Raw genomic sequence first — 14189 nt, 5'->3', positions numbered from 1 at the left:
TCCTGCAACTTCACCGCGTGGCCATAGGCGTCGCTGTACGACTCGCCGAACTGCACGATCTCGACGGTCGGGCCGCCATGCGAGCGCACTGCGTCGACCTTCAGTTGCGGCGTGGTCACCGGCACCACGATGATCGCCTTCACGCCCATGCGTGCCGCCGACAGCGCCACACCCTGCGCATGATTGCCCGCCGACGCGGTAATCACCCCACGCTGCAGCGCTTCCGCTGGAATGTGCGCCATCTTGTTGTACGCGCCGCGCACCTTGAACGAGAACACCGGTTGGTTGTCCTCGCGCTTCAGATAGACCGGATTGCGCAGACGCGCCGACAGATTCGGTGCGTGTTCGAGTTCGGTCTCGCGGGCCACGTCATAAACGCGCGCGGTCAGGGTTTTCTTCAGATAGTCGTGGGAAGCCATGCGGGTGGCGCGGTGCGCTTTGCGGGACGGGAAAGGGTCAATGATAGCGCCAACCGCGCAGGCTCTGGCCTTCCGCGAATGCGCCGCAAGCCTGTCCCCACGGCCCATCCGACCGTTCGGTCGGCAAATTTGCGGCCTCCGCACGAACGTCCGATTCATGACGAAAACGCGTGAAGCCCCGCCACCAAACCGATTTCAGCCGTCAACGCGTGGCGGGATCATGGGGTAGAATTCCATTTTGGAATAAGGATCGGAAGATGCACTGGCAGCCTCGGATCGCCCACTTGATGCCCGTCCCGCGTGAGTCTTGCCCCGCGGCGGAGCGTCTCGTCCGCCACGCACGATCGTGTAGCTAGAACCGAGCGCCGCGAAGCGATCGATGTGGGTCAGGCCGTCGGTTGTGCTTCGCTCCCCTAGAAGATTTCCAGCATTGCGCCCCACGCGCACCGTCAGCCGACGCCTCTTCGACGAGCGCGCCGGGCTGACCTACCGAGTCGTCCGAACATGAACGCACCTCAAGTTTTCGATCCGCACGGGGCCGCCACTGCGGTGGCCGCCGATCCTGAAGCGCGTCTGCGCGAAATTCCTTATAACTACACGTCGTTTTCCGACCGTGAAATCGTTATTCGCCTGTTAGGCGACGACGCCTGGGCGGTGCTCGCCGAATTGCGCGCTGAACGCCGCACCGGCCGCTCGGCACGGATGCTGTACGAAGTGCTCGGCGATATCTGGGTCGTGCGCCGCAATCCGTATCTGCAAGACGACATGCTCGACAATCCGAAGCGTCGCGCGCAGTTGATCGAAGCGTTGCATCACCGCCTCACCGAGATCGACAAGCGCCGTCGCGCGGATCTGACCGCGCACGGCGACGAAGCCGGCGTGGACCGCGCCGCGCGCGTCGATACGCTGGTGCAGGCCGCGCGCCGCGCGGTCGACGATTTCAAGAGCGAATTCCAGAAGACCTACGACCTGCGTCGTCGCGCGACCAAGGTGCTCGGCAAGGTCACGGAAAAAGACAACATCAAGTTCGACGGTTTGTCCCGCGTCTCGCATGTGACCGACGCGACCGACTGGCGCGTCGAATACCCGTTCGTCGTGTTGACGCCGGATACCGAAGCCGAAATCGCCGGCATGATCAAGGCGTGTTTCGAACTCGGTCTGACCGTGATTCCGCGCGGAGGCGGCACGGGTTACACCGGCGGCGCGGTGCCGCTCACGCCGTTCTCGGCCGTGATCAACACCGAAAAGCTCGAACAGCTCGGCGCGGTCGAGATGACCGAATTGCCGGGCGTCGACCGTAAAGTCGCGACGATTTTCTCCGGCGCGGGCGTGGTCACGCGTCGTGTGACCGAGGCGGCCGAGCAGGCCGGCTTCGTGTTCGCCGTCGACCCGACTTCGCTGGACGCCTCGTGCGTCGGCGGCAACGTGGCGATGAACGCGGGCGGCAAGAAGGCGGTGTTGTGGGGCACGGCGCTCGACAATCTGGCCTGGTGGCGTATGGTCGACCCGGAAGGCAACTGGCTCGAAGTCACGCGTCTTGACCACAACATGGGCAAGATTCACGACATCGAAGTCGCGCGTTTCCGGCTCGACTGGTTCGACGGCAACTACGCGCCGGGCGAGAAGCTGCTGCGCACCGAGGCGCTCGACATCAAGGGTCGCGTGTTCCGTAAGGAAGGTCTCGGCAAGGACGTCACGGATAAATTCCTCGCCGGTTTGCCGGGCGTGCAGAAAGAAGGCTGCGACGGGCTGATCACGTCCGCGCGCTGGGTGCTGCACAAGATGCCCGCGCATACGCGCACCGTTTGCCTCGAATTCTTCGGCCAGGCGCGCGAAGCGATTCCGAGCATCGTCGAAATCAAGGATTACCTGTTCGAAACGTCGAAGCAGGGCGGCGCGATTCTCGCGGGTCTCGAACACCTCGACGAACGCTATCTGCGCGCGGTCGGCTACGCGACCAAGAGCAAGCGCAACGCGTTTCCGAAGATGGTGCTGATCGGCGACATCGTCGGCGACGATCCGGATGCGGTCGCGCAAGCCACGTCGGAAGTGGTGCGCATGGCCAACGGCAAAAGCGGCGAAGGCTTCGTCGCGGTCGCCGCCGAGGCGCGCAAGCGTTTCTGGCTCGACCGCAGCCGCACCGCCGCGATCGCCAAGCACACCAACGCGTTCAAGATCAACGAAGACGTGGTGATTCCGCTGAACCGGATGGGCGAGTACACGGACGGCATCGAGCGGATCAACATCGAGCTGTCGATCAAGAACAAGCTGCAACTGGTCGACGCGCTCGAAGCGTTCTTCAAGGCCGGCAAGCTGCCGCTCGGCAAGAGCGACGACGCGAATGAAATTCCGAGCGCGGAACTGCTCGAAGACCGTGTGCAGCAAGCGCTCGATCTGATGAAGCGCGTGCGTACCCGTTGGGAATTTCTGCGCGACAAGCTCGACCTGTCGGTGCGCGAGGCGCAGCATTATCTGGTCGGTCTCGGCTACGAAGCGCTGGCGGAGAAGTTCGCCGACCGCGCTGACGCGCAGCCGGACGCCACCGTGTTCCACATCACGCAGGACCGTACGATCCGTGTGTCGTGGAAGCAGGAAATCCGCGCCGAATTGCGGCAGATCTTCAATGGCGGCGAATTCAAGCCGATCCTCGAAGAAGCCCAGGCGATCCACAAGAAGGTGCTGCGTGGCCGTGTGTTCGTCGCGCTGCACATGCACGCAGGCGACGGCAACGTCCACACCAACCTGCCGGTCAACTCCGACAACTACGAGATGCTGCAGGACGCCCACAAGGCGGTTGCACGCATCATGAAGCTGGCGCGTTCGCTCGACGGCGTGATTTCCGGCGAGCACGGCATCGGCATTACCAAGCTCGAATTCCTGACCGATGAAGAAATCGGCGAATTCCGCGCGTATAAACAGCGCGTCGATCCGCATGGCCGCTTCAACGCTGGCAAGCTGCTCGAAGGCGCCGACCTGCGCAACGCCTATACGCCGAGCTTCGGCCTGATGGGCTACGAATCGCTGATCATGCAACAGTCCGATATCGGCGCGATTTCCGAGTCGATCAAAGACTGTTTGCGTTGCGGCAAGTGCAAGCCGGTGTGCGCGACCCACGTGCCGCGCGCGAACCTGTTGTACAGCCCGCGCAACAAGATTCTCGCTACCTCGTTGCTGGTCGAGGCGTTCCTGTACGAAGAGCAGACTCGCCGTGGCGTGTCGATCAAGCATTGGGACGAGTTCAACGACGTCGCCGATCACTGCACCGTCTGTCACAAATGCGTGACGCCGTGTCCGGTGAAAATCGACTTCGGCGACGTGACCATGAACATGCGCAACCTGCTGCGCAAGATGGGCAAGAAGAAGTTCAATCCGGGCAACGCGGCCGGCATGTTCTTCCTCAACGCAACCAATCCGCAGACCATCAACCTCGCGCGCACCGCGATGATGGGCGTCGGCTACAAGGCGCAGCGCCTCGGCAACGAAGTGCTGAAGAAGTTCACGAAGAAGCAGACGGCGCACCCGCCGGCAACCGTCGGCAAGCCGCCGGTCACGCAGCAGGTGATCCACTTCATGAACAAGAAGATGCCGGGCAATCTGCCGAAGAAAACCGCGCGCGCCTTGCTCGATATCGAGGACAACAAGATTGTCCCGATCATCCGCAATCCGAAGACGACCACGGCCGACACGGAAGCGGTGTTCTACTTCCCGGGCTGCGGTTCCGAGCGGCTGTTCTCGCAGGTGGGTCTCGCCACGCAAGCCATGTTGTGGGAAGCGGGCGTGCAAACCGTGCTGCCGCCGGGCTATCTGTGCTGCGGTTACCCGCAGCGCGGCTCGGGTCAGTTCGACAAGGCCGAGCAGATCGTCACGGATAACCGCGTGCTGTTCCACCGTGTGGCCAACACCTTGAACTACCTCGACATCAAGACGGTGGTGGTGTCGTGCGGCACGTGTTACGACCAGCTCGCCGGCTATGAATTCGACAAGATCTTCCCGGGCTGCCGGATCATCGACATTCACGAGTTCCTGCTGGAGAAGGGCATCAAGCTCGAAGGCGTGAACGGCGTGCGCTACATGTATCACGACCCGTGCCACTCGCCGATCAAGACGATCGACCCGGTCAAGCTGGTCAATCAGTTAATGGGTTCGGAGAAGGACGGCTACAAGATCGAGAAAAACGATCGCTGCTGCGGCGAATCCGGCACGCTCGCGGTGACGCGTCCCGACATTTCCACGCAGGTCCGCTTCCGCAAGGAAGAGGAGATGCGCAAGGGTGCGGCCAAGCTGCGCGGTATTCCGCTGGTGGCCGAAGCCGGCGCGAACGGGATCAATCCGGCCAATGCGTCGGCCGGCTCGGCGGGTGCGCCGGACGGCTCCGTGCTCAAGGCCGGTGACGGCCCGCAGCCGAACGGCGCCACCGAGGTGAAGATCCTCACCAGCTGCCCGTCCTGCCTGCAAGGGCTGTCGCGCTATAACGCCGACGCGGGCACCGAGGCGGACTACATCGTCGTCGAAATGGCACGCCACGTGCTCGGCGAAGACTGGATGTCCGACTACGTGCAACGGGCGAACAATGGCGGAATCGAGCGCGTGCTGGTTTAATGGCACGACTGACGATTCTTGCCTGAGGACGACGATGGACTGCGTTTTTTGCCGCGAAGACGGTGGCGATGTGCTGTGGCAGGACGACACCCTGCGTGTCGTCCTCGCCGACGAACATGATTACCCGGGCTTTTGCCGGGTGATCTGGAACAACCATGTGGCCGAATTTTCGGACCTCGCCGACGGCGACCGCGATCGCGTGATGAAGGCCGTGTATGCGGTTGAACGTGCGACGCGGCGCGTCATGCAGCCGGTCAAGGTGAATCTCGCGAGCCTCGGCAATCAGGTGCCGCACGTGCACTGGCACGTGATTCCGCGTTTTTCGAACGACGCGCATTTCCCGCTGCCCATCTGGGCGCCGCGTCAGCGCACGGTGTCCGAAGCGATGCTGTCGTCGCGCCGCGCGCAGGCTACGTTGCTGCGCGAAGCGGTGCGTCAGGAAATCGAACAGGCATTGGGTTGAGCGCTGAGCTCAACTTGCTGCGTCGCGCCAAGGCCTCTTCAGGGGCGCAAAGCTGGGACGGCGCGGCGTTTTCTTATGAGGCTCGATCATGAGCGGACTGACCCCCGATACACCTGTGCCGACCGGCGTGGTCGTGCATTCCAAATCGCGTGTGCTCGAATTGCAGTACGCAAACGGCGAAGCGTACCGGCTGCCGTTCGAGTTGTTGCGCGTGTATTCGCCGTCGGCGGAAGTGCAGGGCCACGGGCCCGGGCAGCAAACCCTGCAGACCGGCAAGCGGGACGTGACGATCACCATGATCGAAGGCGTCGGCAATTATGCGCTGCAGCCGACTTTCTCCGACGGGCACGGCACCGGCATCTATTCGTGGGACCAGTTGTACGACATGGCGGTGCATCAGGATGAACTCTGGGCCGCCTATCTCGCCAAACTGGAGGCAGCCGGCGTCGACCGGGATACGCCGATGATTCCATCCGGCGCTGCGCACGGGCACTGTCACTGATACGATTCGCCCTGATCGCCGCGCTGATGCGGCGCAACATTTCAGAATACGCGAAAGGACAAGCGCGATGAGCAAAACCCACTTCGGCTTTCAATCGGTCGACGAACAGGACAAAGCGCAGAAGGTGGCGGGCGTGTTCCATTCGGTTGCCGCCAACTACGACTTGATGAACGACCTGATGTCGGGCGGGATGCACCGGGCGTGGAAGCTGTTCACGGTCGCTCAGGCCAACGTGCGGCCGGGTTACAAGGTGCTCGACATCGCGGGCGGCACGGGCGATCTGTCGAAAGCCTTCGCGAAGCGGGCGGGCGAAACCGGCGAGGTCTGGCATACCGACATCAACGAATCGATGCTCCGCGTGGGCCGCGACCGGTTGCTGGACAAAGGGGTGATCACCCCGGCGCTGCTTTGCGACGCCGAGAAAATTCCCTTTCCGGACAACTACTTCGACGTGGTCACGGTGGCGTTCGGCTTGCGCAACATGACGCACAAGGATATCGCGCTGGCCGAAATGCGGCGCGTGCTGAAGCCGTCGGGGCGCCTGCTGGTGCTGGAGTTCTCGAAGGTGTGGGATCCGCTCAAAAAAGTCTACGACGTCTATTCTTTTAAGGTGTTGCCGTGGTTGGGCGAACGCTTTGCGAAGGACGCCGAGAGCTATCAATACCTGGCGGAATCGATCCGGATGCATCCGGACCAGGAAACTTTAAAAACAATGATGGAACAAGCGGGCCTGGACGGCGTCAAATATTACAATTTGTCAGCTGGCGTGGTAGCTTTACATGTGGGGACCAAATACTAGGGTTCCTAACCCATCGATTTTTAAAGGAAAGTACCAAAATGTCCGATTCAGGTGTGTTATCTCTCCGTAAGGTTAAGCGGTCGCTGGTGAGAAGAATCGGACTGATCGCGATGGTCGGTCTGATCATGGCCGGCTCCCTCGCTTCGCTCGATGCGGAAGCTCGCCGCATGGGCGGTGGCCGTAGTATTGGCCGTCAGTCGAACACGGTTCAGCAGCAATCCGCTCCCTCGTCGCCTTCCCAAAGCAATCAGGCCATGCAGCAGCGTGCGCAGCCGGCTCCGGCGCCTTCGCCGGCCGCCGCGGCCGCGCCTAATCGCTCGCGCTGGCTCGGGCCGATCGCCGGTCTGGCCGCCGGTCTGGGCATCGCCGCGTTGCTGTCGCACTTTGGTCTGGGCGGCGCGTTTGCCGGCGCCATGGCCAACATGATTGTGATTGCCGTGTTGGCCATGATCGGTATCTGGCTGGTCCGCCGCTTCATGAACCGCAAGCGCGACACGGGGCAACCGGCGTACGCCGGCGCTTCGCCGTCGCTGAACGCGGGCAACACCGGTTACGCGCCGCAGGAACCGCGCTACAGCGCGCCGCCCACCGGTTCGTATCTCGAGCCGCAAGGCAACCCGCTGAACACGCCGACCATCAACCCGGCACCGGCTGTACCGGCCGGTTTCGATTCGGACGCGTTCCTGCGTAACGCCAAGGTGTACTTCGTGCGACTCCAAGCCGCATGGGACGTCGGCAATACGGAAGACATCCGCGAATTCACCACGCCGGAAATGTTCGCCGAAGTGAAGGTGGATCTGTCCTCGCGCGGTTCGGAGTCGAACCAGACGGACATCGTCCAGTTGAACGCCGAGATGCTGGGCGTCGAAGAGCGCGCGAACGAGTACTTCGCGAGCGTGCGTTTCTCCGGCCTGATCCGCGAAGCGCCGGGTGCGGCCGCCGAGCCGTTCGTCGAAGTGTGGAATCTGTCGAAGGCGAACCGTGCAGGCGAAGGCTGGCTGCTGGCCGGTATCCAGCAGGTCGCGCAGCACTGACACCGCAGCGCGACAGCGTCGGGGCAACGCGGTTTGCCCTGACTTTGCACAAAGCGTTGGCCGTTCGGCATAGCAGGCCGCGAAGCGAACGGACGTTACAATAGGAACCCGCGCGGGCACATCGCCCGCGCGGGTTTTTTCTTGCCACTTTCAATGACCCTCGCCGCCAAGCCCTTCGCTGCTGCTGTCAATCATCTGCTCGCCCGCGAATCGTGGGCTCGTGAGCGCCTCGCCCCTTACGCGGGCAAGACCGCCAGGCTGGCGTGCCCGCCGGTCGTGTTGACGCTGCTGGTGCAGCCCGACGGCTATCTTGGCGCGGTCGGCGAAACCGAGGCGCAACAGTTCGACGTGACGATCTCGGTGCCGTCCGACGCGTTGCCGGCCTTCGTGCAGGGCGGCCAGGCTGCCGTGATGAAGCACGTGAAGATCGAGGGCGACGCGGAGTTCGCCACGGTGATCGCCAAACTCGCCGAGCATCTGCGCTGGGAACCGGAAGAGGATCTGGCGAAATTCATCGGCGACGGGCCGGCCTGGCGGGTGGCATCGGTCGTGCGTACGGTCGGCGAACACGTGCAGCGCACCGGGCGCAACCTGCTCGACACCGCCGCCGAATATCTGCTCGACGAGAATCCGCAACTGGTGCGCCGCGCCGCGCTCGACGACTTCAACGTCGAACTGGCGCGCGCGCGCGACGCGTTGGCGCGGGTCGAAAAACGCGTCGAGCGTCTTGAACAGAAGGTCGAAGCCCGCGGCGCCGATGCGCCGGGCGGCGCCGCCATGTCGCGCGGCACGCGCTAGTCAACGGGCACAACTATGCGTTTTCTGCGTTTTCTCAAGATTTTTTTCACGGTTATCCGCTTCGGTCTCGATGAGATGATGCTCGGCCGCATCAACGACCGGCGCGTGCGGTTGCTGCTGCGTATCGCCATGATCGGCCGCAAGTTCGACGCGCCGCCGGGCGTCCGTTTGCGGCTTGCGCTGGAAAGCCTCGGGCCGATCTTCGTGAAGTTCGGCCAGGTGCTGTCGACACGCCGCGACCTGTTGCCGGTCGATATCGCCAATGAATTGGCGAAGCTGCAGGATCAGGTGCCGCCATTCGATTCGGCGGCCGCGATCGGTTTGGTCGAGAGTGCGCTCGGTGCACCGGTCGACGTGTTGTTCGACGATTTCGAGCGGGTGCCGGTGGCGAGCGCGTCGATCGCGCAGGTGCACTTTGCGAAGGTGAAGGCCGGGCAGCACGCGGGCAAGGCCGTCGCGGTGAAGGTGCTGCGGCCGAACATGCTGCCGGTGATCGACTCCGATCTCGCGCTGCTGCGCGATATCGCCGTGTGGGCGGAACGCCTGTGGGCCGACGGCAAGCGTCTGAAGCCGCGGGAGGTGGTCGCCGAATTCGACAAATACCTGCACGACGAACTCGATCTGATGCGCGAGGCGGCCAACGGCAGCCAGTTGCGGCGCAACTTCGCCGGGCTCGATCTGCTGCTGGTGCCGGAAATGTATTGGGAGTTCTGCACGCCCACGGTGCTGGTCATGGAGCGCATGGTCGGCGTGCCCATCAGCCAGGTCGAAACGCTGCGCGCGGCGGGCGTGGATATTCCGAAGCTGGCGCGCGAAGGCGTCGAGATTTTCTTCACCCAGGTGTTCCGCGACGGTTTTTTTCACGCCGACATGCATCCGGGCAACATTCAGGTGAGTCTCGATCCGGCGCACTTCGGGCGCTATATCGCGCTCGACTTCGGCATCATCGGCGCGCTGTCGGACTTCGATAAGAACTATCTGGCGCAGAACTTCCTCGCGTTCTTCAAGCGCGACTACCATCGCGTCGCCACGCTGCATCTGGAGTCGGGTTGGGTGCCGCCCACCACGCGCGTCGAAGAACTCGAAAGCGCGATCCGCGCGGTCTGCGAGCCGTATTTCGACCGCGCGCTGAAAGATATTTCGCTCGGTCAGGTGCTGATGCGTTTGTTTTCCACGTCGCGCCGTTTCAACGTCGAGATTCAGCCGCAACTGGTGCTGCTGCAAAAGACCATGCTCAACGTGGAAGGCCTCGGCCGCTCGCTCGATCCTGAACTGGACTTGTGGAAGACCGCGAAGCCGTACCTCGAACGCTGGATGAACGAGCAGATCGGTCTGCGCGGCTGGTACGAACGGTTGAAGATCGAGGCGCCGCAGTGGAGCAAGACGCTGCCGCAGTTGCCGCGCCTGATTCATCACGTGCTGGCCGAGCGGCACGACAACAAGCACGGCGCGAACGACGACATGATTCGCCAGATCCTGCTCGAACAGAAGCGCACCAACCGTTTGCTGCAAGGCCTGCTGTTGTTCGGCGTGGCGGTCGGCGTCGGCGCGGTGCTGGCGCGGGCGTTTCTGGCGCTCGCGCATGGCGGTTGATTCAGACCTGATCCACGAGGTATTCGATGAGCGATCCGACCCAACCTGCCGTACCCGACTTCGCGACCCGCGACCCCAACTCGCCGGGGTTCTGGGACGAGCGCTTCGAGCGCGGCTTCATGCCTTGGGATCAGGCGGGCGTGCCGTCGGCGTTTCAGGCTTTCGCCGCTCGCCACCCAGGCGCGGCGGTGCTGATTCCAGGTTGCGGCAGCGCGTACGAGGCGCTCTGGCTGGCCGAGCGCGGCAACCCGGTTCGAGCGATCGATTTCTCGCCGGCCGCGGTTGCGGCGGCGCACGCGCAATTGGGCGCGCAGCACGCGCAGTTGGTGGAGCAGGCGGACTTTTTCACCTACGAGCCGCCGTTCGCGCCCGAGTGGATTTATGAGCGGGCTTTTCTCTGCGCGTTGCCGATTGCGCTCCGCGCCGACTACGCGCGACGCATGGCCGAACTCGTGCCCAGCGGCGCGCAGCTTGCCGGTTTCTATTTCATCGGCGCGACGCCGAAAGGGCCGCCGTTCGGCATCGAACGCGCCGAGCTCGACGCGCTGCTCACGCCGTACTTCGAGCTGATCGAAGACGAAGCCGTGAACGATTCGATTCCGGTGTTCGCTGGACGTGAGCGCTGGCTAACCTGGCGTCGTCGCGGCTAAGTCCGCGCGTCCGCGTTCGGCGCGGAACATCGGCCGCCCTTGATTCGACCCTCGCCGCCCCCATTTACGCGTCCGGCGGCTGCGTCGGGCGCTCGTCCCCGAAAACCGGGGGAGAGACATCGTTTGCGGCTATAATTCAAGGCTTTGCAAGCGTTTACTAGATTTCAGTAGGGAAAAGATCATGCCGATCTACGCGTATCGTTGCGAGTCATGCGGCTTCGGGAAGGACGTGCTTCAGAAGATGAGCGATCCCCAGTTGACGCAGTGTCCCGAATGCGGGAAAGACACGTTTCGCAAGCAGGTGACTGCAGCGGGCTTTCAGTTGAAGGGCTCCGGCTGGTACGTCACCGATTTCCGCAATGGCAATAGCGGCGCGAAGGCGCCGGCCAAGCCCGACGCGAATGGCGCAGCCAATGGCGGCAGCGCCGAGAATGGCGCAGCTGCCGAAAACGGCGCCGCGAAATCCGACACGGCCCCAGCCGCTGGCGCAGCCGCCGCCGGGTCGTCGAATGCAGCCGCAACGCCGGCCGCGCCTGCTGCCGCACCGGCAGCGGCGCCGAGTTCGAGCGGTTCCGGCAGCGCCTAGTCGGACTGCCGCCCTGACGGGCGGCGCACACGCCGCGCGTCGGTCCTGGCCCGCGCGGCTTTCTGGCGGTACACATGACGACGAAAAAAACGACGCTCAAATCGGTGTTTCTGACTGGCCTGCTGGTGCTGGTGCCTCTGGCTATCACACTGTGGGTGCTCGGCCTGATCATCGGCACGATGGACCAGACGCTGTTGCTGCTGCCGAGTTCATGGCAGCCGGAGCGCGCGCTCGGCTTCCGTCTGCCGGGGCTCGGCGCGGTGCTCACGCTCGCTTTTATCTTTGTCGTCGGGCTGTTGACGCAGAACTTCATCGGGCAGAAGCTCGTGAAGTGGTGGGAAGTCGTGGTCGCACACATTCCGGTGGTCGGCCCGATCTACACCAGCGTCAAACAGGTGTCGGATACCTTGCTGTCGAGCAGCGGCAATGCGTTTCGCAAGGCGCTGCTGATCGAGTATCCGCGCCGCGGCTCCTATACGATTGCGTTTCTGACCGGAATTCCGGGCGGCGACGTGGTCAACCACCTGAAAGAAGATCACGTCAGCGTGTATGTGCCGACTACGCCGAACCCTACGTCCGGCTTCTTCCTGATGGTGCCCAAGAGCGAAGTGATCGAGCTCGACATGACGGTCGACGCGGCGCTCAAGTACATCGTCTCGATGGGCGTCGTGGCGCCGTCCGCGCCGCCGGCGCCGGTGCGCCGCACGACAGTCGAGCCTCCGCTGTAATGCCGGTGCGTGGCGTTCATCGCCGCGCGCCGCTCAACCAATGCATAACGAAAGACAAACATCATGTCGATGAGATCTGAATACTGCGGTCTGGTGACCGAAGAACTGCTGGGCCAATCCGTCTCGCTGTGCGGCTGGGTAAGCCGCCGCCGCGACCATGGCGGCGTCATCTTCATCGACCTGCGCGATCGCGAAGGCCTGGTTCAGGTCGTCTGCGACCCGGACCGCGCGGAGATGTTCAAGACCGCCGAAGGCGTGCGCAATGAGTTCTGCGTGCAAATCAAGGGCGTGGTGCGTAACCGTCCGGAAGGCACCACGAACGCCACGCTGAAGAGCGGCAAGATCGAAGTGCTGTGCCACGAGCTGATCGTGCTGAACGCGTCGATTACGCCGCCGTTCCAGCTCGACGACGACAACCTGTCGGAAACCACGCGCCTCACGCATCGCGTGCTCGATCTGCGCCGTCCGCAGATGCAGCACAACCTGCGTCTGCGCTACCGCGTCGCGATCGAAGCGCGTAAGTACCTCGACGGCCAGGGTTTCATCGACATCGAAACGCCGATGCTCACCAAGAGCACGCCGGAAGGCGCGCGCGACTACCTCGTGCCGTCGCGTACGAACCCGGGTCAGTTCTTCGCGCTGCCGCAATCGCCGCAGTTGTTCAAGCAACTGCTGATGGTGGCGAACTTCGATCGCTATTACCAGATCGTCAAGTGCTTCCGCGACGAAGACCTGCGCGCCGACCGTCAGCCGGAATTCACGCAGATCGACTGTGAAACCTCGTTCCTGTCGGAACAGGAAATCCGCGACCTGTTCGAAGCGATGATCCGTCACATCTTCCAGGAAACGATCGGCGTCCCGCTGGACGAGAAGTTCCCGGTCATGCTGTATTCGGAAGCCATGCGCCGTTTCGGTTCGGACAAGCCCGACCTGCGCGTGAAGCTCGAATTCACGGACCTGACCGACGCCATGAAAGACGTCGACTTCAAGGTGTTCAGCACGCCGGCCAACACAAAAGACGGCCGCGTTGCGGCGATTCGCGTGCCGAAGGGCGGCGAGCTCTCGCGTGGCGATATCGACAGCTACACGGAATTCGTACGCATCTACGGCGCGAAGGGTCTGGCCTGGATCAAGGTCAACGAAGTCGCGAAGGGCCGTGACGGTCTGCAAAGCCCGATCGTCAAGAACCTGCACGACGAAGCGGTCAAGGCGATCATCGAGCGCACCGGCGCACAAGACGGCGACATCATTTTCTTCGCGGCGGATCGCGCGAAGGTGGTGAACGACAGCCTGGGCGCGCTGCGTCTGAAGATCGGCCATTCGGAATTCGGCAAGGCCAACGGTCTGGTCGAGTCCGGCTGGAAGCCGCTGTGGGTGATCGACTTCCCGATGTTCGAGTACGACGAGGAAGACAACCGCTACGTCGCCGCGCATCACCCGTTCACGAGCCCGAAGGACGAGCACCTCGAGTATCTGGAAACGGATCCGGCGCGCTGCCTCGCGAAGGCCTACGACATGGTGCTGAACGGCTGGGAAATCGGCGGCGGTTCGGTGCGTATCCACCGTGAAGAAGTGCAGAGCAAGGTGTTCCGCGCGCTGAAGATCAACGCGGAAGAAGCGCAAGCCAAGTTCGGCTTCCTGCTCGACGCGCTGCAATACGGCGCGCCGCCGCACGGCGGTATCGCCTTTGGTCTGGACCGCATCGTCACGATGATGGCCGGCGCCGATTCGATCCGCGACGTGATCGCGTTCCCGAAGACGCAACGCGCGCAGTGTCTGCTCACGCAGGCGCCGAGCGAAGTGGACGAGCGCCAGTTGCGCGAGTTGCACATTCGTGTGCGTACGCCGGAACCGAAGGTGTAAGTCAGCAGGTTCAAGCGTCGCCCGTGCTGTCCGGAAACGGCATCGCGCGGCGCGCGAAGCGGCAGGTCTATGACAGCCGCGATCAAACGAAACGAAAAAGGCGCAGAGGCAACTCCCAGCGCCTTTTTCGTTTTTTGCGTTACAGTCGCAGCAAC

Annotated in this window: 12 protein-coding genes; 11 read left to right on the top strand and 1 reads right to left on the bottom strand. The window is 63.1% G+C overall.

The genetic code is table 11. The annotated features are described in order from the left end of the window. The coding region (locus HWY05_RS25775; RefSeq protein WP_176060036.1) for a pyridoxal-phosphate dependent enzyme at positions 1 to 419 on the bottom strand (419 nt) is incomplete at its 3' end. 504 nt (positions 420 to 923) lie between these two features. On the opposite strand from HWY05_RS25775, the gene HWY05_RS25770 reads away from it, so the two are divergent. The 11 genes from HWY05_RS25770 (at position 924) to aspS (ending at position 14034) form a co-directional block, all read left to right on the top strand. Next, complete coding sequence (locus tag HWY05_RS25770; RefSeq protein WP_035553470.1) at positions 924 to 5018, top strand: FAD/FMN-binding oxidoreductase; 4095 nt, start codon at positions 924 to 926, stop codon at positions 5016 to 5018. A 34-nt stretch (positions 5019 to 5052) separates the two neighbouring features. Further along, complete coding sequence (locus tag HWY05_RS25765) at positions 5053 to 5481, top strand: HIT family protein (protein WP_035553468.1); 429 nt, start codon at positions 5053 to 5055, stop codon at positions 5479 to 5481. A gap of 88 nt (positions 5482 to 5569) precedes the next feature. Next, the gene (locus HWY05_RS25760) at positions 5570 to 5983 is read left to right on the top strand and encodes a DUF971 domain-containing protein (protein WP_035553466.1); all 414 of its coding nucleotides are present in this window, start codon (positions 5570 to 5572) and stop codon (positions 5981 to 5983) included. Between the two features lie 67 nt (positions 5984 to 6050). Next, positions 6051 to 6782: a bifunctional demethylmenaquinone methyltransferase/2-methoxy-6-polyprenyl-1,4-benzoquinol methylase UbiE gene (gene ubiE / locus HWY05_RS25755; protein ID WP_035553465.1), complete on the top strand. Its 732-nt coding sequence runs from the start codon at positions 6051 to 6053 to the stop codon at positions 6780 to 6782. Positions 6783 to 6820: 38 nt separating this feature from the next. Continuing rightward, positions 6821 to 7816: a TIM44-like domain-containing protein gene (locus HWY05_RS25750; protein WP_035553463.1), complete on the top strand. Its 996-nt coding sequence runs from the start codon at positions 6821 to 6823 to the stop codon at positions 7814 to 7816. Between the two features lie 153 nt (positions 7817 to 7969). Further along, entirely contained in the window at positions 7970 to 8614 is a 645-nt protein-coding gene (locus HWY05_RS25745) for an SCP2 sterol-binding domain-containing protein (protein ID WP_035553461.1), read from the top strand. 15 nt (positions 8615 to 8629) lie between these two features. After that, positions 8630 to 10207 (top strand): ubiquinone biosynthesis regulatory protein kinase UbiB, encoded by a 1578-nt coding sequence (gene ubiB / locus HWY05_RS25740; protein WP_176060035.1) that lies wholly within the window; start codon positions 8630 to 8632, stop codon positions 10205 to 10207. Positions 10208 to 10233: 26 nt separating this feature from the next. Beyond that, a complete protein-coding gene (locus HWY05_RS25735; RefSeq protein WP_176060034.1) occupies positions 10234 to 10857 on the top strand; it encodes a methyltransferase domain-containing protein in 624 nt (207 codons plus the stop codon). Positions 10858 to 11038: 181 nt separating this feature from the next. Beyond that, a complete protein-coding gene (locus HWY05_RS25730; protein WP_035553456.1) occupies positions 11039 to 11443 on the top strand; it encodes an FmdB family zinc ribbon protein in 405 nt (134 codons plus the stop codon). Between the two features lie 74 nt (positions 11444 to 11517). Then, entirely contained in the window at positions 11518 to 12171 is a 654-nt protein-coding gene (locus tag HWY05_RS25725) for a DUF502 domain-containing protein (RefSeq protein ID WP_035553453.1), read from the top strand. 63 nt (positions 12172 to 12234) lie between these two features. Beyond that, the gene (gene aspS, locus HWY05_RS25720; protein WP_176060033.1) at positions 12235 to 14034 is read left to right on the top strand and encodes an aspartate--tRNA ligase; all 1800 of its coding nucleotides are present in this window, start codon (positions 12235 to 12237) and stop codon (positions 14032 to 14034) included. The last annotated feature ends 155 nt before the right edge of the window (positions 14035 to 14189 follow it).

Source organism: Paraburkholderia sp. BCC1876, from assembly GCF_902833695.1.
Lineage (GTDB): Bacteria > Pseudomonadota > Gammaproteobacteria > Burkholderiales > Burkholderiaceae > Paraburkholderia.
Note: the sequence above shows the minus strand (reverse complement) of the source record. Positions and strands in the feature narration are given on the sequence as shown.